Here is a 21,339-nt window from a genome sequence, read left to right on the forward strand (position 1 = left end):
CTCCAGACCGATCGTGCAGCTGGCTGGAGGAGCGTGATGGCCGCCTATCAGACCGTGGTCGTGGGCACGGACGGCTCGGAGACGTCGTTCGCCGCCGTGGAGCGTGCGGCCGCCGTCGCCGGTGACGCCGGCGCCACGCTCGTGATCGCCTGCGCCTACTACCCGGCGAGCAAGCAGGAGGTCGAGCGGGCGCAGGAGGAGCTGCGGGACGAGGCCTACCAGGTGGTCGGCTCGGCTCCCGCCGAGGACTCACTGCGTTCGGCGAGGGACCGCGCCGTCAAGGCGGGCGCCACGAGGATCGAGACGGAGGCCGTGGTCGGCGAGCCGGTGGCCTCGCTGCGCAAGGTCGTGGCGGAGCGCTCGGCCGACCTGCTCGTGGTCGGCAACCGCGGCCTGAACACGCTGGCCGGCCGCATCCTCGGCTCGGTGCCGTCGGAGGTGGCGCGCAAGTCCGGCGTCGACGTGCTCATCGTGCACACCACGTAGCCGCGCCGATGGCCGAGGAGCCACTGCAGCGGCGCCTGGAGCGCATCCTGCTGGGCGGCGAGCGCAAGTACACGCGGCTCCAGGTCGCCGAACTCGCCGGCGTGCCGGAGGAACGCTCCAAGCAGCTCTGGCGGGCACTCGGCTTCGCCGCGGCCGCCGACGACGACGTGGTTTTCACCGACGCCGACGTCGAGGCCATGCGGATCACCGACCAGCTGGTGGAGGCCGGGCTGCTGGACCGCGACCTGGAGACGTCGGTGGCCAGGGCGGTCGGGCTGCACCTGTCCCGCCTCGCCGAGTGGCAGTCGGGACTGCTCTGGTCGCTCATCGCCGACCATCCCGAGCTGGCCGCCGACGAGCGGCAGATCGGCGCGCTGGTCGAGGGGCTGCTGCCCCAGTTGGAGCACGTCCAGAACTTCGTGTGGCGGCGGCACCTTGCCGCCTACGCGGGCCGCGCGCTCGCCGCGCCCGACGAGCAGCTGGAGGCACGCAGCGAGGTCGTCGGGTTCGTCGACATGGTCGGCTACACGCGGATGACGAGGCGGGTGGGCGAAGCCGAGCTGAGCCAGGTGCTGGAGCGGTTCGAGACGCTGGCGACCGAGGTGATCGCCGAGTGCCACGGCCGCGTCGTGAAGATGATCGGCGACGAGGTGCTGTTCGTCGCCGACGAACCGGTGGCCGCCGCCGAGATCGCGCTGACGCTGACCGAACGCACCGGCGCCGACGAGCAGCTGCCCGCCGTGCGGGCCGGGATGGCACTGGGCCGCGTACTCAGCCGGTTCGGCGACGTGTACGGCTCGGTGGTGAACCTGGCGAGCAGGCTGACCTCCATCGCCCGGCCCGGCACGATCCTCGTCGACCGCGAGCTGGCCGGAGCGCTGAAGGACGAGCCGGACTACACGGTGCGTTCGCGGCGTGCGGTGGCCGTCCGCGGCTACAGCCGCGTGCGGCCCGCCGCACTGCGCAGGGCTCGCGACACGGGCCGGGCGTTCGGCAGCGGCCAGCAACTGGCCGCCGACCTGCTCGGTCTGGACCCGCCGCGCCGCGGCCGCGGCTGACCCGGCGGGAGACCGGGCGTCACCGCGCCTGCGAACGCTCCCTGCGCACGGTGGCCTTGCGGCCCTTGATCCGGCTGCCCTGCAGTGCGGCGATCACATGGTCTGCCGCGGCGTCGGGCACCTCGACCAGCGAGAAGCGGTCCGCGATCTCGATGTTGCCGATGTCGCGGCCCTTGAGGCTCGACTCGCCCGCGATGGCGCCGACGAGGTCCTGGGGCCGGACGCCGGCGGTGCGGCCGGTCCCGACGAACAGCCGGGTCATGCCGCGCGTGCCGGGACGGCTCTTGCGCCTGTCCCGGCCCGGCATCGACAGGTCCCGGCCTCCCCTTCCGGCAGGGCCGGAGCCGGGCAGCGGCGCCTCCGGGATCTCCTCCTCGGCGGTGGCGCCGTTGGCCTGCTGGGCCAGTGCGACGGCGGCGAGCGCGATGTCGACGGTGTCGAACTCCTCGGTGAGGGGCTCCACGACCGCCCGGAAACGGTCGAGGTCGCCCTCCAGCAGGCGCTCCCGCAGGGCGGCCAGCATCAGCTCGGAGCGGCGCGAGCGCAGGTCCTCGACCGAGGGCAGCTGCCGCGGGTCGAGCTTGTGCTTGGTGACCCGCTCGATCGTCTTGACCAGCCGGTGCTCCCGCGGCTCGGCCAGCGTGATCGCGGTACCCTCCCGGCCAGCGCGGCCGACGCGGCCGATGCGGTGCACGTAGGAGTCGGGCGAGCTGGGCACGTCGTAGTTCACGACGTGCGTGAGCTGCTCGATGTCCAGGCCGCGCGCCGCGACGTCGGTGGCGACCACCAGGTCGGCGGCGGCGTTGCGGAGCCTGCCCACGACGCGGTCGCGCTGCTGCTGGTCCATGCCGCCGTGCAGCGCCTCGGCGCGGTAGCCGCGGCCGTTGAGCGTGGCGGTGAGCTGGTCGACCTCCTCGCGGGTGCGGCAGAACACGATGGCCGCGGTGGGCACCTCGACGTCGAGCACGCGGACGAGCGCGGCGGGCTTGTAGCCGCGCGGCACCACGTAGAGGGCCTGGCGAACCAGGGCGGTCTCGCCTTCGGCCGGCAGCTCACGGGCGAGCTCGATGCGCACGGGGTCGGTGAGGTAGCGCTTCACCATGCCGCTGATCCTCGGCGGCATGGTGGCGGAGAACAGCATCGTCTGCCGGTCGTCCGGGGTGTGTTGCAGGATCGCCTCGATGTCCTCGGCGAAGCCCATGTCGAGCATCTCGTCGGCCTCGTCGAGCACCACCATGCGCAGCCCGGACAGGGCGAGGGTGCCCCTGGCGATGTGGTCGAGGGCGCGGCCGGGCGTGGCGATGATGACGTCCACGCCGCGTTCCAGTGCGCGCAACTGGCGCCCGATCGGCTGCCCGCCGTAGACGGCGAGCGAGCGGATGCCCAGGTCGTTGCCGTAGCGGTAGATGGCCTCGGAGACCTGCACCGCGAGCTCGCGGGTGGGCACCAGCACCATGGCGCGCGGCCCGGAGCCCGTGCGCTCGTGCGCGGCGAGGCGCTCCAGGATCGGCAGCGCGAAGGCGGCGGTCTTGCCGGTGCCGGTGGCGGCCTGGCCGACCAGGTCGTGGCCCTCCAGCAGGGGCGGGATCGCGGCGGACTGGATCGGCGTGGGCTCCTCGTAGCCCACGGCGGTCAGCGCGCTCAGCAGCTCCGGGCGCAGGCCCAGGTCGGCGAAACCGCCTGCGGGCGTGGTGGATTCCATGGCGTTCTCGGTCATGCGTGTTCTCCTCGTCCCAGCGGACGCGTTGCGAATGCGGATGCCGCCGCAGGATTCGTTCCCACGGCGATCGGTCGAGCACGCGATGTCCACCCGAGTTGCCGTCACGTCATGACGCCAGACCGGTACGTGGTCGCACCGGCCTCAGCTGCCTGTCGCCCAGGCCCGAACAGGGCACCGGAACGACGTCGAACTCCACGTGCTGATTCGTGTCAGGACCGCGACGATCACGGCCCACCGGTTTCAGGGTACGGCACGAGCCCTGCCGGCTTGTGGGCGCCCACCACCACACCGTCGCGGGGACCCCCTGGCGCCGGACCTCCGACACGTCGACCGGCCCTGTTCAACCACCTCGTCGTGCCGTTTGTTCCCCTTCCCTACCTCCTCAGAACTTCCTTATTGCGCCCATCTGGTAGATTGTACGGAAGGATAGAGAACTATGGATACCGGAACGGAGCAAGTGTGGCACCCCAGCGGCTGTACACGGTGAACGAGGTCGCCGAGCTGCTCGGCCTCCACGTGAAGACGGTCCGCGGCTACGTGCGGGACGGGAGGCTGAAGGGCACCCGGGTCGGCAAGAGCTACCGCATCGCGGCCGGCGACCTCGCCACGTTCACCGGAGAGTCCCCCGAGCCGAGCGCCCGGGAGGCGGTGAGCCGCGCCCGCCAGGCGGAGGTCACGACGGTGGTGCAGGTCGAGGCGGCCGACCCGAACCTGCTGAGCCGCATCGACGCCATGCTCGGCGCCGCGATGGTGGAGAACGGGCGCGCCGGCGGAGAGCCGCTGCGGGTGGACACCGTCTACGACGAGGAGCGGGCGCGGCTGAAGGTCGTACTGCTGGGCGGGCTGGAGCCGGTGACGAGCGCGCTGCGCGTCATCGCCGCCATCGTGGAGGAGGGGTCATGACAGAGGCACAGGTGGCCGTGGAGAACGTCGGGGACGTCCGGCTGCTCGTGTATCCGGAAACCGGCCCGGTGTTGCCCGGCGAGAGTGGCGCGCTGCAGGTGCTGGGCGAGGCGTTCGGCGCGAAGGCCGACTGGGTCGCGGTGCCCGCGGACCGGCTCGGCCCTGACTTCTTCCGGTTGCGCACCGGCATCGCCGGCCGGGTCGCGCAGAAGTTTGCGCAGTACCGCGTGGGACTGGCCGTTGTCGGCGACATCACGGCGCACATCGCGGCGAGCACGGCCCTGCGCGACCTGGTCCGCGAATGCGAGCGGGGATCCACGTTCTGGTTCGTCCCCCACCTCGACGAGCTTCGCGCGCGGCTGGAGGGAACAGCGTCATGACCGGCCCCGTCCCGATCTACCGCTCGGCACGGGGCAGGCAGGTGATCGAGTCCGCCTACCAGGAGGCGCTGCGCTCCTGGCCGGTTCCGGCCCGGCAGCACACCGTCACGACAGCGCAGGGCGACACGTTCGTCATCGACTCCGGGGCCGAGGGCGCCCCGCCGGCCGTGCTGCTCCACGGCTCGGGGACCAACACCGCGATGTGGCGGGACGACGTCGCCACGTGGGCCGAGCACGTGCGGGTTCTTGCGGTCGACCTCATCGGCGAGCCGGGCCTGAGCGCGCCCGCGCGGCCGCCGCTGGGCTCGGCCGCCTACGCCGCATGGCTGGACGAGGTGCTCGACGCGCGGGGCCTGGCGGAGGTGTCCCTGGTGGGCGCGTCACTGGGCGGCTGGCTCGCGCTGGACTACGCGACCCGCAGGCCACACCGCGTGCGGCGGCTGGTGTGCCTGTGCCCGGGTGGCATCGGCAGGCAGAAGGTCGGCTGGCTGCCCAGGGCGCTGCTGCTGCGCAGGCTCGGCCGGTGGGGACAACGCAAGGCACTGGAATCGGTGGCCGGGCTCACCACGCCCGAGGCACGGCCCCTGCTGGACGCCATGGTGCCCGTCTTCCGGGAGTTCCGGCCACGCACGCAGCGGCTGCCGGTCTTCACCGACGAGCAGCTGGCCACGCTCACCATGCCCACCCTGATCGTCGCCGGCGAGCGGGATGCCATGTTCGACAGCCAGGACACGGCCCGCCGCGCCCAGGCGTGTCTTCCGTCCGCCACGGTCCGCATCCTGCCGGGTGTCGGCCACTCCATCATCGGCCAGACGGAGACGATCCTGGCGTTTCTGCGCGACGAGGGCCGCTAGCGCCTCACGACCGGGCGGGCAGCACGGCGTACTGGCGCACGTACAGGTCGGTGTAGGTGACGGGGCCACGGGGGCCGGGCACCTTGTCCAGGTTGATGCCGGTCTCCGGCACGCCGAGCAGCTTGAAGCCGTCGAGCAGCCGCGTGGGCGCGTTCCAGAACACGCCGGTGCCCTGGTAGCCGTCGAGGAACGCCTCCGCGGCGTCGGGATCCTCGGTGGCGATGCCTGCGGCGAGCCCGGAGGTGTGCTCGTTGGCGATGCCGACGGCCTCGGCGAGGCTGTCGACCTTCGCGACCGTGACGGTCGCCTCCTGGTCCGAGTCGAGCGCCCACTCGTAGCCGATGGGGTGCTCGTGCGGCGGCAGGGAGGCACGCACCCGGCGCTCGGCGAGCGCTTCGGACACCACCGGCCACAGCGCGTCGTGCACCGATGCGTGGATGAGCAGCAGGTTCAGCCGGTTGCACACGCCGAGCCGGTCGAGGCTTGCCACCACCAGGGAGCGCACCGTGTCCGCGTCGGCGGCGGAGTCCACGTACAGCACCCCGCCGCCGTCGGCGTGGGCCAGCGTGCGGACCCCGTGTGTGGCGGCCTCGGTGGCCAGCGCCCGCGTGCTGTCGCCGCTGCCGCGCAGGATCACCAGCGGCACCAGGGCGGGCAGGCGCACCAGCGCCGCCGCCGCCTCGCGCTCGACCCGCGGCACCAGCTGGATCACGTCGGCGTCGATGCCCGCGTCGGCCAGCGCCGGGCCGATCACCACCTCGAGCAGCCGTTGCGCCGAGCCGAGCGCGGCGGAGCCGGTGCGGAGCACGCCCGCGTTGCGCGACTTCACCAGCTGCGAGGCGACGTCGACCGTGACGTTGGGCCGTGCCTCGTAGTTGGCGCCGATCACGCCCACTGGCCTGCGCCGCTCCACCAGCCGCAGTCCACCGTCGAGTGTGGACACCGGGATGGACCGCTCGGGGTGCGGCGCACCGGCGAGCAGCCGCAGCTGGTCGGCCATACCGGTGAGCCGGTCGTCGGTGATGGTGAGCCGGTCCAGCAGTCCCGCGCTCATGCCCTCGGTGCGGGAGCGGGTGACATCGGCGGTGTTGGCCTCGAGCACCTCGGTGCGGTGTGCGAGCAGCCGTTCGGCCATGCCGGTGAGCGCCGCGTCGATCGCCGTGTCCGGGGCCGCGGCGAGCGACGGTGCCGCCGCCTTGGCCGCCCGCGCGCACTCCTCGACTGCCTTCGCCACCTCGACCGTCACCGCGTCCGTCACTGCACTGCCCTCTCCCGCCGGTGTCGCGACACGTGCACGACACCCAACACCGGTGTTCGAGGCACCAGTGTGCCGCACTCCGGTCGGCGGAGACCGCGCTGGTCGGCGTTCCCGGTGAGCGGGAACACCCGGATCAGCGCACGGCGGGCTCGATCAGCAGCATGCCGCCCGCGGCCAGGCAGGTGACGGTCAGCACGGTGAGCACCAGCAGCCAGATGGCGGCCGGCACCCCCGTCAGCCGGGCCAGCTGGTCGGCGTCGGAGTCGCGAGCCGCGCCCCGGCGCCGTTTGGCCTGCAGCTCGAACACCGGCCGTACCGCACCGAACAGCAGGAACCACGCCATGAGGTAGACGAAGGCCGCCTGCAGCGCCGGTGGCGCGAGCAGTGCGACTCCGGCCAGGACCGCCGCCGACACCACCACCGCGAAGATCCCGTACGCGTTGCGCACCATCACCAGCACGCCCAGCAGCAGCACGGCGGCGATGCCGAGCACCGCGGTCAGGTTCTCGGCGGAGACGAACCCCGCGAACGCCAGGCCCAGCACCGCGGGCGCCGGATAGCCCGCCAGCGTGGTGAGCACCATGCCGGGCCCGGTCGGCCTGCCCCGCGACACCGTGACCCCCGAGGTGTCCGAGTGCAGGCGGATGCCCTGCAGGCGCCTGCCCGCCAGCACCGCCACCAGAGCGTGGCCGGCTTCGTGGACGATCGTCACCACGTTGCGCGCGAGCCGCCACGGTGCGCGGACGACCACGGCGAGCAACGCGACGATCCCGGCAACGAGCGCGATCGTTCCCGCGGTGGCGAGGCTCAGGTCGAACGCTCGCCAGATCTCACTGTCTGCCTGGGCTGGATGCACGCCCTCAGCTCACCACAACCGATGTCTGCCCACGGTGACCCCCTTTCCCCGCGTCCGGATCCGCGCCGCGCTATCGTCGGCGTTCCTGGCCTCGTCCCGTCCCGTCCGCGGCCTCACCCGCCTTCGCTCGGCCTGAGCCGTCCCCCAGCGCGCTCGCCCGTGCGCAGCTCACGCGAGGCCCGCAACAGGAAGGCGACCCAGCTCCGATACGGCTGCCAGCCCTGGGCGATGTGCTCGAGCTCGCCGGGGTCGCGGACGCCATAGCGGCACGCCATCTCGGTGTGCAGCCGGACCTCCTCCCTCGGGAACAGATCCGGGTGACCCGCCCCGCGCGCCACCACAAGCTCAGCCGAGAACGGCCCGATTCCGGGGAGTTGCCGGACATGCGCCAGCGCGTCCTCCCGCGTCATCGACCGGAGCAGCCCGGCGTCGAGCGCACCGTCGAGCGCTGCCCGCCCGATGGCTTCCAGCCGCCGCAGCTTGGCGTCGGACAGGCCGGTGGCGCGGTCGAGGTCCCGCAGCGCGCCCGGCGCGGGAAACGCAGGCAACACCACCCCGCTGACCTCGACCGGCACCCCGTATCGCTCGATGAGCCTGCCGGTCAGCCTCGCCGCCTGCGCGATGCGCAGCCGATGGCACACCACTGCCCAGCACGCCGCCTCGTACGGCGAGCCGAACAACACCGGGCGCAGCCCGGGATGCCGCCGCCACAGCCAGCCCACCACCGGGTCGGCCTCGGCCACCGCCGCGAACGCCACGCCGTCGAGGTCCAGTGACAACACGCGGCGGACCTGCGTCACCGCCGCGCGAGCCGGGCCGGGCGGTGCGGACACCTCCACACTCACCACATCGGGCGCACGCTGCCGCACCAGCGCTCCCACGGACGCCCAGCTGCCGTCCACCGGGAATGCCAGGCGCAGCACCGGGGAGCCGTCGTGCGCCGCCGACACCGAGCCGGACGTGAACCCGGCACACGCGGCGAGGTCGAACGCGCCCTGCACCTCGATGTCCTCCGTCACGCACCTGTTCGCGAACGATATGCCCATTGTGGACTCCCTTCTTCGCGCTCGAGACCTTGTCGTGCCGACGCTAGAACGACCTCGTCCCGGTGCGCGAGGGGTGAATTCGCGAGTGGATCCGCCCGCCCGTGAATCCGCCGAAATTGGTCGCGAACGGGCGTCTCGTGACGTCAGCAGCCCGGCGTGAACGGAAAATCCGGTTGCGCGGGCCGCTATCGTCGATGCCATGGGATCTTTGTCCGGCTGCCGCGTGGCGTTCGCGCGGCTGCGGCCGCGGCGCGCCTGAGCGCAGCGACCGCGAACCTCAGCACAGTGAGCCATCTCCACCCTGCGCTGCCCTGTGAACGGAGCACCTGACCCGCAGGCGACAGCCGCGGGGGTTGGAACAGTCTCGGCACGCGCCTGATCGTGGCCGGTCTCCGCAACCGGCCACACGGGCGCGCCGCCCTCGTGCGCTGACCTCCACCCACGCCCGTCGTCAGGGCGTCGGGTGGACGGTTTCCGGCCTTGAGTCCGGTCGCTGCGTCATGACCGTCCCCGCGCGCCGCCGTGCGCGCTCCATCTCGTTCATGACGGAGCACCACCATGTCCGGATCCCGGCCATCTCGTCCTGCCCGCGCACCGCGGGCCAACCCATCGGGCGTGCATTTCCTCGTCTCACGCCCGGTCGTGCGGCAGCTGATCCGTTCCTGCGCTCCCGGACCCGGCGACCTCGTCGTCGAACTGGGCGCCGGCGCAGGCGCCATCACCGTCCCACTTGCGGCGACAGGCGCCCGGGTGATCGCCGTCGAGCGCGATCCCGCGTTCACGGGGCGGCTGCGCACGCGTCTTGCCGACGCTGGCAACGTGCGCGTCGTGGACGGCGACGCCCGCACGATCGCACTGCCGCGCAAGCCTTTCCTGGTCGTGGCGAGCATCCCCTACTCGATCTCCACCGTGCTGCTGCGCCGCCTGCTCGACCCGCGCGCCACGGCGCTGCGACGTGCCGCACTGGTGGTCGAATGGGGCTTCGCCAGGCGGCTGACGGCCGCGGTTCCGCGGTCAGCCGAACTCGCGTGGTGGGCAGCCCGCTTCGACCTGCGGCTCGTGCGCAGGGTGGCTGCGCGGTGCTTCCAGCCGGCGCCCACTGTGGACTCGGCACACCTGCTCATCGAACGCAGGCCCGGCCTCGGCGGCCAGGCGGGGCAGCTGCTGCGCGCGCTGCTCGACGCCGCCTACGGGGACCCGCACCGGCCGGTGCTGCGCGTCGTCGCCCGCGTCACCGGCTACCGGCCACGCCGGCCACTGGCCCGGTGCGGCATCGACCCGGTGGCCCTGGCAGGCACCGTCACCGCGCGGCAATGGGCCGCGTTGGCGGTGGAACTCACACGATCGGGAAACTCTCAGCCAGACGCGGGGTGATCCTCAGGCTGCTCTCACCCCAGCGCGTGAGGCTGGGCCCATGGATGAGAACCCGCACACACCCGAGCAGCCGCATTCACCGACGGACCGGCAGCAGGACCATCCGCTGTTCGCGAAGCCACCTGTCCCGCCACCGCCCGCGGGTCCGGACCACCACCAGCCCGCGGGCGGCAAGCGGGCCAGATCGCGCGTGGGCGTGCTCGCCGCCGGTGCGGCGGTGGTCGCCGCGCTCGTCGGCGGCGCGGGCGGGGCCGCCATCGTCACCGCCGCCGACGGCGGATCGTCCGGGTCGGCCGCGAGTGCGCTCGGCTCGGCGACGGGGCAGACGGTGGCCAACACCGGCTCCGACGTCAGCGCGGTCGCGCGGAAGGTGCTGCCCAGCGTGGTGCAGGTCGACGTCACCACGGCCGACGGCGAGGCCATCGGCTCGGGCGTGATCCTGTCGGAGGACGGCAAGATCCTCACCAACGCGCATGTCGTCGACGGTGCGGTCGGTGACGTCGAGGTCACCTTGTCCGACGGCACCACCTACCGGGCCAGCGTGCTCGGCGCGGACACCACCGCGGACATCGCCGTACTGCAGGCACACGGCGCGAGCGGGCTGACCCCGGCGACTCTCGGCGACTCCGCGTCGGTGCAGGTCGGCCAGGAGGTGGTGGCCATCGGTTCGCCCGCGGGCCTGCAAAACACGGTGACGTCCGGCATCGTCAGCGCCGTCGACCGCCACCTGTCCGAGCTGAACCGCCGGCAGGAGCAGCCGTCGCCGTTCGGCGGGCGGCAGGCGTTCGACCAGGCGGCCGGCACACCCAGCTACACGGCGATCCAGACGGACGCCTCCATCAACCACGGCAACTCCGGCGGCCCGCTCGTGAACACCTCCGGCGAGGTGATCGGCATCAACTCCGCCATGTACTCGCCGTCCTCCGGCAGCATCGGCATCGGATTCGCGATCCCCATCGACGACGCGAAAGCCATCGTGGACAACATCGAGAACGGTACGTGACAGGCATCTCCGTTGCGGTCACGTTAGGGTTTGCCGGGTGACCGACCGTCTTGTCTGGATCGACTGTGAAATGACGGGGCTGGACCTCGCGAAGGACGCCCTCATCGAGATCGCCGTGCTCGTCACCGATGCGGAGCTGCGGGTCCTCGGTGAGGGCCTCGACCTCGTCATCCACGCCAGCGACGAGGCGCTGGCGAACATGCCCGACATCGTGCGCGAGATGCATGCCAAGTCCGGGCTCACCGACGAGGTGCGGGCCTCCACGGTGACGCTGGAGGAGGCCGAGCAGCAGGTGCTGGACTACGTCCGGGAGCATGTGCCGGATCCGCAGACCGCGCCGCTGGCCGGCAACTCGATCGGCACCGACCGCGGCTTCATCGCCAGGGACATGCCTTCGCTCGACGCGTACCTGCACTACCGGATGGTCGACGTGTCGTCGATCAAGGAGCTCGTCCGGCGCTGGTATCCGCGCATCTACTACGCGAAGCCGGAGAAGGGCCTCGCTCACCGCGCGCTCGCCGACATCAGGGAGTCGATCGGCGAGCTGGAGTACTACCGGCGCACCGCCTTCGTCCCCCAGCCAGGGCCCACGACCGAACAGGCCAGGGCGGCGGCCGACGAGGTGCTCCGGGGGCCCGAATGAGGAACCCGGTTCAGTGCCGCGGAGGCGGCACGCTATGATGATCCAGCCGAGGGGCTCGGTGAAGTACCTCGCATGGTGGGTATAGCTCAGTCGGTAGAGCACCTGGTTGTGGTCCAGGGGGTCGCGGGTTCAAGTCCCGTTACTCACCCCAGCGCAGTCCCGCAGGTCACAGGCCTGCGGGACTTTTTCTTTCCGGGGGTCGTCCAGCCCTACCCGGCAAGCCACTCCCGCCACGGCAGCTGCCACACGCTCCAGCCGTCCGTCGGCTCCAGGATCTGCTCGCCGGCGTTGCGGACGGTCACCAGGTCGCCCGGCTGCGATCTGGACATGAGCCACGCCGCGTCCTCGGGCGAGAGGTTGAGGCAGCCGTGGCTGGTGTTGGTGTTGCCCTGGTAGCCGACCGACCACGGTGCCGAGTGGTAGAAGATGCCGCTGTAGGACAGCCGGACGGCGGTCTCCACCCACAGCCGGTAACCGGCGCTGCTGTCCACCGGGACGCCGTAGGTGCTGGAGTCCATGGTGTAGCCGGTGTGCTCGCTCATCACCGTGTAGGTGCCGTTGGGCGTCGAACTCGACGGCTTGCCCATCGAGATCGGCAGCCGCCGGACCATGCGGTCGTTGACGAAGACCCGCATGTGGTGGGTCGCGCCGTCGGCGATGGCGACGATCTTGTCCCCGACCTTCAGCTTCGCGTGCCGGTCCTCGCTGCCGTACAGGCCGCCGCCGAGATGCCGCCCGTAGACGGCGGCGTTGACGCGGATCGTCGTGCCCGGCCGCCAGTACTCCTTGGGCCGCCAGGTGACCTGGCTGTCGGTGAACCAGCGGAAGGCGCCCTCGGTGTCCGGCTCGGCGGTGATGCGCAGCGCCCGCTCGGCGGCCTTCCGGTCGACGATGTCGCTGGTGAACGTGAAGATGAGGGGCATGCCGACGCCGACGGTCTGGCCGTCGGCGACGTTCATCGACACCGCGACCTGGGCAGCGGGGGTCGCGGTGGTGATCGTCGACGTGGCGGTGGCCGGTTTGCCGTCCTCGCCCTTCGCCGTGACGGCGAGCTGGTACGTCTTGCCGTAGCCGAGCGGCTCCGCCGACCGCCAGCCCGACCCGTCCGGCGCGATCCGGCCGCGCACCACGGTGCCGTGCGTGCCGACCAGCGACGCTTCGGTGATGGTGCCGTTGGTCACGGTGGCCGTGATCGGCTTGCCGGGCTCGAAGTCGTGGGCCCGCTTCGGCACCGAGAGACTCAGGACGGCGGGCTCCGGCTCGACTGTGGTTACCGTCTGTGACCGATCGTTCCGGGGTGACGGTGTCTCGCTCGCCGCCGATGTGCACCCCGCGAGGACCGCGCTTCCGACCAGCACCATTGCCACCAGCCGGACCCCCAAGCCTGACCCGCGCCCACCCCGACCGACCATCGGCACACATCCATTTCCTGTTGACCATGCCCCAGTTGCGAGCACAGTGTGCCCGATCCCTCACCCGGAGGTGGCAGATATGGTCAAGTTGTGCCCTCAGCGTGTTCGGGGGGTGCTGCGAAGGCGGCCGGAGGGACCGTGCTAATCTTTTTCTCGTCGCTGAGGGGGACCACGACGCAGGTTCCGAGCGCGACGCGCGCCATTAGCTCAATTGGCAGAGCAGCTGACTCTTAATCAGCGGGTTCGGGGTTCGAGTCCCTGATGGCGCACTTCCACCCCAGGTCAGAGCACCCTTCGCGGGTGATCGCCAAGATCAACCCACAGGTTTCCCACAGGAAACTACGTGGACTGGTTATCAAGGATGGTCTCCAGGGCCTGTGCCGCTTCTCGGCTTGCCAGCTTGCGCCCGAGGTAGACGTCCTGCGTCATGGATGGCTGAGCGTGGCCGAGCTGGTCTGCGATCTTCCGGGCGCTCAGACCGGCATCGTCCAGCACGGTGGCGGCCGTTTTGCGGAAGACGTGCGAGGTGACCCAGGCGAAGCCCTCGGTCCCCCGGGCATCGCGCAACGCCCGGCGCGTGTTGGACGGATCGCGAAGGCCGCCCTCCGAGCTGGCGAAGACCGGGCTCGCGTCCGGCCGAGCCGCCTCCCTGGCCGCACGATGGCGCTTCGTCAGCATGTCGACAGCCCACGACGGCAACGGCAGCACGCGTTCCCCAGCGGCGGTCTTAGTGGGCTTGCGGATCAGCCCGTGGCCCTTGACCCGCACGACCGTGTACTTGATCTCCACGACGCCGTTGGCCAGGTCCACGTCTTCCCAGTACAGCGCGAGCGCTTCCCCGATGCGGACACCCGTCGCCATCAGGAAGCGGGACAGGTCCGGCAGGTCCCACCGCACCGCCTTCTCGTCGGCCTCGAGCTGGCTCAACCACTGCTGCCGTTCCTGCCGAGTCAGAGCACGAGCCGCGTTCTTGCGGCCGTTGCTCAGGGGTCGGGTATCCCGCACCGGGTTCATATCGGTTGCGCCGTAGCGCGCGGCATAGCCCATGATCCCCGAGAGCACCGACCGTGCCGTCTTCGCCGTGGGCACGCCGATGTTGGCCGCGACCGCCGTCAGGAAACGATCTATCCGCGACACCGTCGCCTCCCGCACCCGCAGCTCCCCCACACCTGGCAGCACGCACCGGTGCAGGATCGACGCGTAGGTCTCGCCCGTGCCGGGGGACTTGTCGCCGGAGTCCACATCACGCCGGACGTCGGCCAGCCACACCTGGGCGATCTCGCGTAGCCGCGTCTCCGAGGTGATGCCATCACCCCCGGCCCCGGCGCGTTCCTTCAAGGCGCGCTTGAGGTTGCGCTCCGCCTGGCCCTTGGTCTTGCCCCAGCGCTCGACCTGCTTGGTGCGGCCGTCGTAGTCGCGGAACAACGTCCGAGCGACGAACCCGGACTCGGCAGGCAGATAGCGGATCGCGCCATGCGTGCCGATCTCCAACGGTGGGCGGCCCACTACGCCGCCTCCCGCAGTTGCGACACCCACGCCAGCACGTCCTCAACGCGGTAGCGCACGTACTTGCCCATGCGCACCCCCTTGGGGCCGTAGCCCTTGGTGCGCCACTGGTAGAGCGTGTTCTTCGGGATGCCGAGGTAGGCGGCAACGTCTTCGATCGTCCAAAGCCTATCCTTCATGGTTCCTTCCCTTATCCGGCAACGAGTTCTTCCATCTCTTCCTTGGCGATCTGTTTTCGCTCGCGTGCCTTGGCGGCAGCGGTGTTGGCCAGTGCGGCGTCGCCGATGGTCAGCCAGCCCACGCCGTCGAACAGCCAGGTCAGGGTGACGGTGGTGTCATCGCCGGTCAGGTCGGCATCGGCCGGCACGTGGCCGGGATGCTCGGGTGGCTCGCCCCGCTGGTAGGCCTTGCGCACCGCACGCAGGGCGGTGAGGGTGGTGGAGTAGCGGCGGCTCTTGGTGGAGAAGTGGCCGCCGAAGCCCAGCATGTGGGCCCACTTCTGCAGCTTGCCCCAGGTGTCGGCCCACTCGGCGCGCTGCTCTTTGGTGTCGCGGTAGAAGGGCCGTTGTCCGAGCTGCCAGCAGGCGATGAGTTGGCGGGCTTGGTGGGTGTCCTGCTCGGCGTAGTAGGCCGCCGCCGTGGCTGTGAGGCGGCGGGAGACGTGCCCGGCCTGCTCGGTGGCCTTGGTGGCGTACTTCGCCAGATACGCGGCCACCGCGGTCGTGGTGAGGTGCCCGCGGTCGTCGGTGTCGGCCGGGGCGAGCCGCACGGGGCGGATGTCGATTTGCTCGCCCCAGCGGATGACCCAGCCGAGCCGGTTCTTCGGGTGCGAGGCGGTGGTGAACCGGGTGACCGTCGCCGCGTGCTCCAGATAGCTGGCCAGCAGCTCCGGCGTGATCGACGGGTGAGGCGGCAGGATCGCATCCCGGTTATCGGGATCGTAGCCGTCCAGCCGCACCAGGGCGTGGAAGTGCACCACTCCGCGCCGCTGGTATTCGGCGACCTTGGCGTAGGACAACCGCACGTGCACACCCCGGTCTTGGGCGGCCTGGCGGAGTTTGCGGTTCAGCGTGATGGTGGTGCGCCGCCAGAGTTCCCCGGCGTGGAAGTTCCACACGGCCTGATGCTGGTAGTCGTAGCAGTCCCGGCAGATGGCCTCGCCCAGGCGCGGGTCGTCCTCGGTGTGGCGTTGCAGGCAGATGACCTGCCGCCCGTGCTCACACACCGTGCCCAACCGTCGAGCCCGACAGGGCCGCACCGTGCCGTTCGAGCCGACCACGCGGGTGTGGACGGGGCCGAAGGCGGGGGCGGTGAGGGTGACGAAGAAACACGGATGCCCGGACACCGTGTCCGGCACGCCCTTGCCACCCACCAGGCCCGCCTTGACCAGCTGGTAGGTGTCAGCCCGGTAGGTCTCGGCACACGCCGGGCACACGGTGGCGCGGCGGTTCTTGCACGCCGCGTACAGCACACCATCCGGCATCCCGTCAGTGACAGGCTCGACCTCGGACCGGCCGTCGTCGCCGTGCCAGGTGGCGGTCAGCTTGAGCCGCACCGGGTGCGAGCAGGCGGCAGCCGACATGACGTGGGTGAGCCACCACTGATAGCCCGGCTGCGACGCGCGGCGGACGAGCTCGCGCTGGACCTTGGTACTGCTCAGGGGCTCGCGCGGCGAGGTGCTCAGCACGGCCATACCGAACCCCCTGTGGCGAGCAACCGTGGCATGATTCGCCGGTGGACGACACTGAGCTGGCGCCCGTATGCCGCCGCTGTGGCCGCCCTGTAGTGCGTGGGCGAGCGAACTACACGATGTTCGAGGGCATGCACTTCGTGTGCTTCCATTACGAGTTCGAGCATCGCGACACGGACCCAGACGACGACTGCGGGCTGGCCGGATGTCCCTCTGCACCTGCTGCGCGAGGAAAGGAGCGCCTGCTCGACACTCTGCGCACGCTGGTGGGTGAGTGGAGCGATGGTCCACCGGCGAACTGGGACGTCCATTCGCTGCCGGGCTATCTCGAAGCGCTGGCTTGGTGGCTGGGAGACGCCGACGACTACTACGCAGCGCGCAAGGTGGCGATGCCGTCGGACAGCTGGACCGTCGTCAGCGCTGCCCTGCGAGCAGCAACCGTCTACCAGTAGCCATCCCGGCTCGGCAACGGCATCCGCCCCCAGTGCCGGTGTGGTGCTGGGGGTGAATGTCGCGGTCGAGCGAGACACCGGTGTGCTGATCTCCTTACTCGGTGAACAGGTCGAGGTGGGCGGTGATGTCGGCGGTGGTGGCCCACCGGAATCCGGTGACGGGTTCGCCGGTGTCGGCGTAGGTGGGCAGCAGCCCGGCGGTGTTGAACACCTGCACCGGGAGTGCGGCGAAGGTGGTGGTGCCGGGGATGTGGGCGAGCCGGGCGGCGTCGACCGCGCCGGACTCGGCCGATACCAGGACCCACACGTGGCCGTTATCGACAGCCAGGGGTGGTGTGATGGTCAGCATGGGCACAGTCCTCTCCCGTGACAGGGTCGAAAAGGGGGTGAGAGTGAAGGGGTTTCAGGCGACGGTCTTGCCCGCGTTCAGTTGGCGGGCGTAGTCGACCAGCGCGTAGATGTCGGCGTCGGAGAGGTAGGCCGACTTCATCCGACGAGGAATGCCACCCTCGGCCAGCAGCAGCCCAACCCCACGCTCTTCCGGGGCGATAGTGGCCGCGTTGTAACCGTTGGCAGCCCAGCCCCGGCCGAGGATGATGTCCGACGAAGAGTCGGTGGTGCAGCGAAACGCCAGCCGGTAGCCGAACAGGTCCCGCAACGAGGTGGGGATGATGTCCGCTGACGGCCGCTGGGTGGCGGCCACGACGATCACCCCGGCGGCGCGGCCCCGGGCCACGAGGTCGCGCAGCAGGCGCACGAAGTGGTCTTGCTCGTCTTTGCTGCCCATCGTGGCCGAGAACAGGGCCAGCTCGTCGAGCACGAGCATGATCACATCCACCGGGTCGGTGCGGTCGATCTTGCGTCGCCGTACCCGGTCCAGCTCGTCGTAGCGGCGGTTCATCTCCGCCTGGAGCTGCTTCAACCGTGCGAGGGCGGTGGTGATGTCGGGGCCGACGAACACATCCGACAGCTCCCGCCACAACCCGAGTTCGACCTGCTTGCCGTCGAACAACCACAACGACACATCCGGACACAGAGCGCCGTGGGCGACGATGTTGTTCAACGCCACCGACTTCCCGGCACCGGGTTCCCCGGCCATCAGAATGTTGCGGTAGATCAACTCGAGATCGACGCGGTGGCCGTCCTCGAAAATGCCCAGATGCACCGGGTCATAGATCGACAACCCCGCCACCGGAACCGTGTCCGGCTTGTGGGTCTTCTTCCTGCTCAGCATGGATCTCGCCTCCCTCAGTCGATGTAGTCGGAGAGGTCTTCGCCGTTGACGACCACCGACGGCCGAGCCGACTGCTCCGGAACCGCCGCCTTCTTGGTGGTGGTCTTGGCCGCCTTCGTGCCCGTGCCAGCCGCCGGGGTGTCCTGGCGGACGGGTAGGGGGGTGACGGTGGCGGCGGTGATGGGCTCCGAGCCCTCGGCGGTGACGTTGTGGCCCTGCATCCGGGCCGACAACCGCGCCAACGGCGAGCGGATCGCCTGTGGCCGCTCGAGCGGGTCACGCCGCACCAGCTCCACCGCCACCAGCGTGGACAGCGAGCGCACGCGGTGCAGGCGTGCCGAGCGGGCGTAGCAGGCCGGGGCGATATAGCCCAGCACGTTCTCCAGGTCATCAGCGGAGGAACCGGCGCGGGTCCACATCCAGACCCGTTCCCCGGTCTTGGTGGGCCGAGCCCACAGCAGGAACGGCAGCGCACCGTCCAGGTTCATCGTGCGGATCTTGGCCATCCGCAAACACGTGCGCAGCCGGTGGCGGTCCAGCACGCACCAGAAGCGGGCCAGCACGAACCGCCGCGACCACGGCAGCACAGCGACCACCCCCAGGGTGCCGCCAACGATCAGCCACATCACCACCGTGTTCGTCCGGCCGTCCAGCCAGACCAGCACCACAATCGTGACCGCCGTGAGCGCGAGCTCAGCGCGCCAGCGGATCAACATCCCGACAAGGACGGCAGGCCAGGACTGTTTCGGGGCCTGCCAGACCTCCATGACATCAACACGCGCGCCACGGGCACGCCGCGTAGACTTAGGCATGACTCGTCGCCCTCCCAGGCAGAGTTGAACAACGAGAGGCACGGAGCCGGAGACCGACCGCCAAGAAGGACACCGGCCCCGTGCACTCTCGAAAGGGATCAGTCGAAGTCGAACACTTCGGACTTGTTCAGACCGTGCTTGAGCACGATGTAGTGGGCCCACGCCACGGACATGCGGGCGTGCACGATGTCGTACTGGCGTCGCGCGGCCTCACAGTCCGACCACGGCCCAGCACCTTCGCGCCACCGCTGCGACTGCACATCACACACGCGGCGTCGCTCGGCCAACTGGTCACACAATCCGCGCCAGGTCTCGAAAGCTTGGCTGACGCTCTTGTCCACGACCCGGGTCATCACTTCTCACCGGCGGGAGTGCTCGTGGCGGATTTCGACGCGGATACCGGCTTCACATCCGTGGCGCGGTACGCCACACCATTGCGGCCGTTCTGTGCCCAGGGAATCGCCTGCAACTCCACCGGGGCCACCGGCTGACCGACTGCGACCTTGGGCGGCTGGGGAGCCGCGACAGTCACAGTGATCACCTCAGCCCCGCCGTCATCCATGGCAACCAGCTGCACCGACCACATCGGAATGTTGGTGTTGCGCTCCACACGCTGCACACCGTTCTGATCCTTCTTCGCCTCCGGCTCACGACCCACCGTGAACGACACACGCGACGTATCAATCAACAGACGCATAACCACTGCCCTCCAAGGCAATCTGTTCGGTTCAACGCCCCATCAACTCGGGTGCGTAGTAACGACGATGCCGTCGGAGGGCGGGACGCCAGCACCACGTGCAAGGACTTTTCGGGACGTCCCTGCTACCGTCGAGACGTCCCTTGGTTTGTGTCGACGATGGGGGCACCACATGACCAATCAGCGGCTGCGTGAGGCCCTTTTGGGGAACGGCCTCACGCCGCAAGAGCTGGCGGAGAAACTGGCGGTCGACCCGAAGACGGTCGAGCGCTGGATCACCAAAGGCCGCACCCCGTATGCCAAGTACCGCCACCGGATCGCGGCGATGCTGGGCGAGAACGAAAGCTACCTCTGGCCGGACGCCTACAGCGAGGGTGCCCGCACCGAGGTCAGCGGCTCCGAGATCATCCAGGTCTACCCACACCGCAACGCGGTGCCCACCGACCTGTGGGACCGCCTGCTCGACCACGCCACCGCCCGCGTCGACATGCTGGTCTATGTCGGCATGTTCCTCACCGAGAAACCCGACCTGCTGGACACGCTGCGCCGCAAAGCCGAAGCAGGCGCACGTATCCGCCTACTTTTCGGGGATCGGGATGCTCCCGCCGTGCTCCAGCGCAGCAGCGACGAGGGCATCGGGACGCACACCATCTCCGCCAAGATCGATCACGCGTTGGCGCACTTCCGGCCGCTGGATGGCACGCCCGGGATCGACATCCGCTGCCACGGCACCGTGCTCTACAACAGCATCTTCCGCTTCGACGACGAGATGATCGTCAACCCGCACGTCTACGGCAAAATCGCCGCCCACGCCCCGGCTTTGCACCTGCGGCGGCTCTCGGCCGGCGACCTGTTCACCACCTACGCCGACAGCATTGACGCGGTGTGGGAGCACGCCACACCCTGCAAGTGGGAGGACTGACCCGAGGTGCCGAAGAGGGACTACTACGACGACCCGGCCGCGCCCCGCGCGAACAGCATCGTGCCCGCGGTGACCGCGATCGTGCGCAACGACGCGGGTGAGCTGCTGATGATCGAGCGCACCGACAACGGCCTGTGGGCCGTGCCCGGCGGCGCCCAGGACATCGGCGAACGCCTCACCGACACGGTGGTGCGCGAGGTCCGCGAGGAAACCGGCATCGACGTCGAGGTCACCGGCCTGTCCGGCCTCTACACCGACCCCCGCCACGTCATCGCCTACGACGACGGCGAGGTCCGCCAGGAGTTCTCCGTCTGCTTCCACGCCCGGCCCATCGGCGGCCAGGCCCGCACCAGCACCGAGTCCCGCCAGGTCCACTGGGTGCCACCCGACACGATCGACAGCCTGAACATCCACCCGTCCATGCGGCTGCGCATCCAGCACGGCCTGCAAAACCGCACCGAGCCCTACCTCGGCTAGCTAACCGGCCTCGACCTCAGCCAGTCGCCGCTCAGTGCGCTCCACCGCCGCCAACAGCTCCGGTGCGGCACCCGTGATGAAGCGGGTAACCAGGTGGTCGGGGCCGTACCGCTGCTTGATCTCCGCGATCCGCTCGTCGGCCTTCACGGTCTCGCCGTCCGGGGAGGTGGTGAGGTCGCAGCACCACAGCGCATCCCGAACCGGGCCGCCCTCATCGTGGTAGGCGGTCATGCGCTCACTCAGCCCGCGTAGCTCCGCTTCGTAGGTGGCGAAGGAGTGGTGGGCGACCAGGTGCACCAGCCGCTCCGGCGCCTCAATGTGCGCAAGGTAGACGGCTCCGTCGATCGGGTGAAACCCGGTGTCCACCAGGTCCGGGGCATAGCCAACGTCGTGCAACACGGCAGCCGCCTCCAGCACCTCCGCATCCGCACCGGCCACCACCCGCAAACGGCGAGCCTGCCGAGCGACCCCTTGCACATGAGCCCAGCGACGCGGCAACGGCGCAGCCAGCTTGTCCTCGGCCACCTCGTACGCCCACTGCACCAGCGCCATCGCG

25 protein-coding genes and 2 tRNA genes are annotated in these 21,339 nt (G+C 70.3%); 13 read left to right on the forward strand and 14 right to left on the reverse strand.

The genetic code is table 11. The features are described 5' to 3' along the window. Window positions 1-36 precede the first annotated feature (36 nt). Window positions 37-486 carry a universal stress protein gene (locus BAY60_RS25825; protein ID WP_112283770.1) on the forward strand — a complete coding sequence of 150 codons (450 nt, stop codon included), beginning with the start codon at window positions 37-39 and terminating at the stop codon, window positions 484-486. An 8-nt stretch (window positions 487-494) separates the two neighbouring features. Continuing rightward, window positions 495-1,544, forward strand: a complete 1,050-nt coding sequence (locus tag BAY60_RS25830; protein ID WP_112283772.1) for an adenylate/guanylate cyclase domain-containing protein — start codon at window positions 495-497, stop codon at window positions 1,542-1,544. A gap of 19 nt (window positions 1,545-1,563) precedes the next feature. Here BAY60_RS25830 and BAY60_RS25835 read toward each other — a convergent pair whose 3' ends face one another. Further along, on the reverse strand, window positions 1,564-3,261 hold the full coding sequence (locus BAY60_RS25835; RefSeq protein WP_112283774.1) for a DEAD/DEAH box helicase: 1,698 nt from the start codon (window positions 3,259-3,261) through the stop codon (window positions 1,564-1,566). Between the two features lie 462 nt (window positions 3,262-3,723). Here BAY60_RS25835 and BAY60_RS38080 point away from each other — a divergent pair, with 462 nt between their 5' ends. From BAY60_RS38080 to BAY60_RS25850, 3 genes are read left to right on the forward strand one after another with little or no spacing between them, the layout of a single operon-like run. Beyond that, window positions 3,724-4,167 (forward strand): helix-turn-helix domain-containing protein, encoded by a 444-nt coding sequence (locus BAY60_RS38080; RefSeq protein ID WP_245992813.1) that lies wholly within the window; start codon window positions 3,724-3,726, stop codon window positions 4,165-4,167. Further along, complete coding sequence (locus BAY60_RS25845; protein WP_112283778.1) at window positions 4,164-4,547, forward strand: DUF4180 domain-containing protein; 384 nt, start codon at window positions 4,164-4,166, stop codon at window positions 4,545-4,547. Before BAY60_RS38080 ends, BAY60_RS25845 begins: the two co-directional genes overlap by 4 nt. Further along, the gene (locus BAY60_RS25850) at window positions 4,544-5,401 is read left to right on the forward strand and encodes an alpha/beta fold hydrolase (RefSeq protein ID WP_112283779.1); all 858 of its coding nucleotides are present in this window, start codon (window positions 4,544-4,546) and stop codon (window positions 5,399-5,401) included. The genes BAY60_RS25845 and BAY60_RS25850 overlap by 4 nt, the downstream gene beginning before the upstream one ends. Before the next feature lie 4 nt (window positions 5,402-5,405). Here BAY60_RS25850 and BAY60_RS25855 read toward each other — a convergent pair whose 3' ends face one another. The 3 genes from BAY60_RS25855 to BAY60_RS25865 all read right to left on the reverse strand — a co-directional run bounded on the left by BAY60_RS25855 (window position 5,406) and on the right by BAY60_RS25865 (window position 8,534). Next, window positions 5,406-6,647: an aldehyde dehydrogenase family protein gene (locus BAY60_RS25855; protein WP_112284613.1), complete on the reverse strand. Its 1,242-nt coding sequence runs from the start codon at window positions 6,645-6,647 to the stop codon at window positions 5,406-5,408. Between the two features lie 145 nt (window positions 6,648-6,792). Beyond that, window positions 6,793-7,515 carry a M50 family metallopeptidase gene (locus BAY60_RS25860; RefSeq protein WP_112283781.1) on the reverse strand — a complete coding sequence of 241 codons (723 nt, stop codon included), beginning with the start codon at window positions 7,513-7,515 and terminating at the stop codon, window positions 6,793-6,795. A 113-nt stretch (window positions 7,516-7,628) separates the two neighbouring features. Beyond that, entirely contained in the window at window positions 7,629-8,534 is a 906-nt protein-coding gene (locus BAY60_RS25865) for a DNA-3-methyladenine glycosylase family protein (RefSeq protein ID WP_211330469.1), read from the reverse strand. 585 nt (window positions 8,535-9,119) lie between these two features. On the opposite strand from BAY60_RS25865, the gene BAY60_RS25870 reads away from it, so the two are divergent. From BAY60_RS25870 to BAY60_RS25885, 4 genes are all read left to right on the forward strand, one after another. After that, window positions 9,120-9,935: a ribosomal RNA small subunit methyltransferase A gene (locus tag BAY60_RS25870; RefSeq protein WP_211330470.1), complete on the forward strand. Its 816-nt coding sequence runs from the start codon at window positions 9,120-9,122 to the stop codon at window positions 9,933-9,935. Between the two features lie 40 nt (window positions 9,936-9,975). After that, complete coding sequence (locus tag BAY60_RS25875) at window positions 9,976-10,938, forward strand: S1C family serine protease (protein WP_112283785.1); 963 nt, start codon at window positions 9,976-9,978, stop codon at window positions 10,936-10,938. A 37-nt stretch (window positions 10,939-10,975) separates the two neighbouring features. After that, a complete protein-coding gene (orn, locus tag BAY60_RS25880; RefSeq protein WP_112283787.1) occupies window positions 10,976-11,581 on the forward strand; it encodes an oligoribonuclease in 606 nt (201 codons plus the stop codon). A 75-nt stretch (window positions 11,582-11,656) separates the two neighbouring features. Next, window positions 11,657-11,732 (forward strand) — tRNA-His (locus BAY60_RS25885). A gap of 58 nt (window positions 11,733-11,790) precedes the next feature. Here BAY60_RS25885 and BAY60_RS25890 read toward each other — a convergent pair. Further along, window positions 11,791-12,993 (reverse strand): L,D-transpeptidase, encoded by a 1,203-nt coding sequence (locus BAY60_RS25890; RefSeq protein WP_112283789.1) that lies wholly within the window; start codon window positions 12,991-12,993, stop codon window positions 11,791-11,793. Between the two features lie 196 nt (window positions 12,994-13,189). Between BAY60_RS25890 and BAY60_RS25895 the strand changes: the two genes are divergently transcribed. Continuing rightward, window positions 13,190-13,262: transfer RNA gene (locus BAY60_RS25895), tRNA-Lys, on the forward strand. 70 nt (window positions 13,263-13,332) lie between these two features. Here the strand turns inward: BAY60_RS25895 and BAY60_RS25900 are convergent. The 3 genes from BAY60_RS25900 to BAY60_RS25910 are packed head-to-tail and all read right to left on the reverse strand — an operon-like array spanning window position 13,333 to window position 16,192. Next, window positions 13,333-14,484 (reverse strand): site-specific integrase, encoded by a 1,152-nt coding sequence (locus tag BAY60_RS25900; RefSeq protein WP_245992814.1) that lies wholly within the window; start codon window positions 14,482-14,484, stop codon window positions 13,333-13,335. Window positions 14,485-14,498: 14 nt separating this feature from the next. Further along, a complete protein-coding gene (locus BAY60_RS25905; protein ID WP_112283792.1) occupies window positions 14,499-14,678 on the reverse strand; it encodes a helix-turn-helix transcriptional regulator in 180 nt (59 codons plus the stop codon). Window positions 14,679-14,689: 11 nt separating this feature from the next. After that, window positions 14,690-16,192, reverse strand: coding sequence for a replication initiator (locus BAY60_RS25910; protein ID WP_245992815.1), 1,503 nt, complete (start codon window positions 16,190-16,192; stop codon window positions 14,690-14,692). A 41-nt stretch (window positions 16,193-16,233) separates the two neighbouring features. Between BAY60_RS25910 and BAY60_RS25915 the strand changes: the two genes are divergently transcribed. After that, window positions 16,234-16,641, forward strand: coding sequence for a DUF7660 family protein (locus BAY60_RS25915; protein WP_146771078.1), 408 nt, complete (start codon window positions 16,234-16,236; stop codon window positions 16,639-16,641). Window positions 16,642-16,735: 94 nt separating this feature from the next. On the opposite strand, the gene BAY60_RS25920 is transcribed toward BAY60_RS25915, so the two are convergent. The 5 genes from BAY60_RS25920 to BAY60_RS25940 form a co-directional block, all read right to left on the reverse strand. Then, complete coding sequence (locus tag BAY60_RS25920) at window positions 16,736-16,990, reverse strand: hypothetical protein (RefSeq protein WP_112283796.1); 255 nt, start codon at window positions 16,988-16,990, stop codon at window positions 16,736-16,738. Window positions 16,991-17,044: 54 nt separating this feature from the next. Beyond that, on the reverse strand, window positions 17,045-17,875 hold the full coding sequence (locus BAY60_RS25925; protein ID WP_112283797.1) for an FtsK/SpoIIIE domain-containing protein: 831 nt from the start codon (window positions 17,873-17,875) through the stop codon (window positions 17,045-17,047). A gap of 14 nt (window positions 17,876-17,889) precedes the next feature. Further along, on the reverse strand, window positions 17,890-18,642 hold the full coding sequence (locus BAY60_RS25930) for a hypothetical protein (protein WP_245992816.1): 753 nt from the start codon (window positions 18,640-18,642) through the stop codon (window positions 17,890-17,892). A gap of 143 nt (window positions 18,643-18,785) precedes the next feature. Further along, a complete protein-coding gene (locus tag BAY60_RS25935) occupies window positions 18,786-19,040 on the reverse strand; it encodes a hypothetical protein (RefSeq protein ID WP_146771079.1) in 255 nt (84 codons plus the stop codon). Next, window positions 19,040-19,384 carry a hypothetical protein gene (locus tag BAY60_RS25940; protein ID WP_112283802.1) on the reverse strand — a complete coding sequence of 115 codons (345 nt, stop codon included), beginning with the start codon at window positions 19,382-19,384 and terminating at the stop codon, window positions 19,040-19,042. The genes BAY60_RS25935 and BAY60_RS25940 overlap by 1 nt, the downstream gene beginning before the upstream one ends. Window positions 19,385-19,556: 172 nt before the next feature. On the opposite strand from BAY60_RS25940, the gene BAY60_RS25945 reads away from it, so the two are divergent. Next, complete coding sequence (locus tag BAY60_RS25945) at window positions 19,557-20,306, forward strand: helix-turn-helix domain-containing protein (protein ID WP_112283804.1); 750 nt, start codon at window positions 19,557-19,559, stop codon at window positions 20,304-20,306. A gap of 6 nt (window positions 20,307-20,312) precedes the next feature. Continuing rightward, window positions 20,313-20,783 carry an NUDIX domain-containing protein gene (locus tag BAY60_RS25950; protein WP_112283806.1) on the forward strand — a complete coding sequence of 157 codons (471 nt, stop codon included), beginning with the start codon at window positions 20,313-20,315 and terminating at the stop codon, window positions 20,781-20,783. On the opposite strand, the gene BAY60_RS25955 is transcribed toward BAY60_RS25950, so the two are convergent. Then, window positions 20,784-21,335 carry an HD domain-containing protein gene (locus BAY60_RS25955; RefSeq protein ID WP_112283808.1) on the reverse strand — a complete coding sequence of 184 codons (552 nt, stop codon included), beginning with the start codon at window positions 21,333-21,335 and terminating at the stop codon, window positions 20,784-20,786. Window positions 21,336-21,339 lie beyond the last annotated feature (4 nt).

Source organism: Prauserella muralis, from assembly GCF_003202285.1.
GTDB lineage: Bacteria > Actinomycetota > Actinomycetes > Mycobacteriales > Pseudonocardiaceae > Prauserella_B > Prauserella_B muralis.

Coding starts and splice junctions, on each gene's coding strand:
- BAY60_RS25920 (WP_112283796.1), bottom strand. CDS start 16,990: ATGCTGACCATCACACCACCCCTGGCTGTCGATAACGGCCACGTGTGG.
- BAY60_RS25945 (WP_112283804.1), top strand. CDS start 19,557: ATGACCAATCAGCGGCTGCGTGAGGCCCTTTTGGGGAACGGCCTCACG.
- BAY60_RS25955 (WP_112283808.1), bottom strand. CDS start 21,335: ATGGCGCTGGTGCAGTGGGCGTACGAGGTGGCCGAGGACAAGCTGGCT.
- BAY60_RS25830 (WP_112283772.1), top strand. CDS start 495: ATGGCCGAGGAGCCACTGCAGCGGCGCCTGGAGCGCATCCTGCTGGGC.
- BAY60_RS25940 (WP_112283802.1), bottom strand. CDS start 19,384: ATGCGTCTGTTGATTGATACGTCGCGTGTGTCGTTCACGGTGGGTCGT.
- BAY60_RS25850 (WP_112283779.1), top strand. CDS start 4,544: ATGACCGGCCCCGTCCCGATCTACCGCTCGGCACGGGGCAGGCAGGTG.
- BAY60_RS25930 (WP_245992816.1), bottom strand. CDS start 18,642: ATGGAGGTCTGGCAGGCCCCGAAACAGTCCTGGCCTGCCGTCCTTGTC.
- BAY60_RS25890 (WP_112283789.1), bottom strand. CDS start 12,993: ATGGTCGGTCGGGGTGGGCGCGGGTCAGGCTTGGGGGTCCGGCTGGTG.
- BAY60_RS25935 (WP_146771079.1), bottom strand. CDS start 19,040: ATGACCCGGGTCGTGGACAAGAGCGTCAGCCAAGCTTTCGAGACCTGG.
- BAY60_RS25910 (WP_245992815.1), bottom strand. CDS start 16,192: ATGGCCGTGCTGAGCACCTCGCCGCGCGAGCCCCTGAGCAGTACCAAG.
- BAY60_RS25835 (WP_112283774.1), bottom strand. CDS start 3,261: ATGACCGAGAACGCCATGGAATCCACCACGCCCGCAGGCGGTTTCGCC.
- BAY60_RS25825 (WP_112283770.1), top strand. CDS start 37: ATGGCCGCCTATCAGACCGTGGTCGTGGGCACGGACGGCTCGGAGACG.
- BAY60_RS25925 (WP_112283797.1), bottom strand. CDS start 17,875: ATGCTGAGCAGGAAGAAGACCCACAAGCCGGACACGGTTCCGGTGGCG.
- BAY60_RS25875 (WP_112283785.1), top strand. CDS start 9,976: ATGGATGAGAACCCGCACACACCCGAGCAGCCGCATTCACCGACGGAC.
- BAY60_RS25870 (WP_211330470.1), top strand. CDS start 9,120: ATGTCCGGATCCCGGCCATCTCGTCCTGCCCGCGCACCGCGGGCCAAC.
- BAY60_RS25905 (WP_112283792.1), bottom strand. CDS start 14,678: ATGAAGGATAGGCTTTGGACGATCGAAGACGTTGCCGCCTACCTCGGC.
- BAY60_RS25845 (WP_112283778.1), top strand. CDS start 4,164: ATGACAGAGGCACAGGTGGCCGTGGAGAACGTCGGGGACGTCCGGCTG.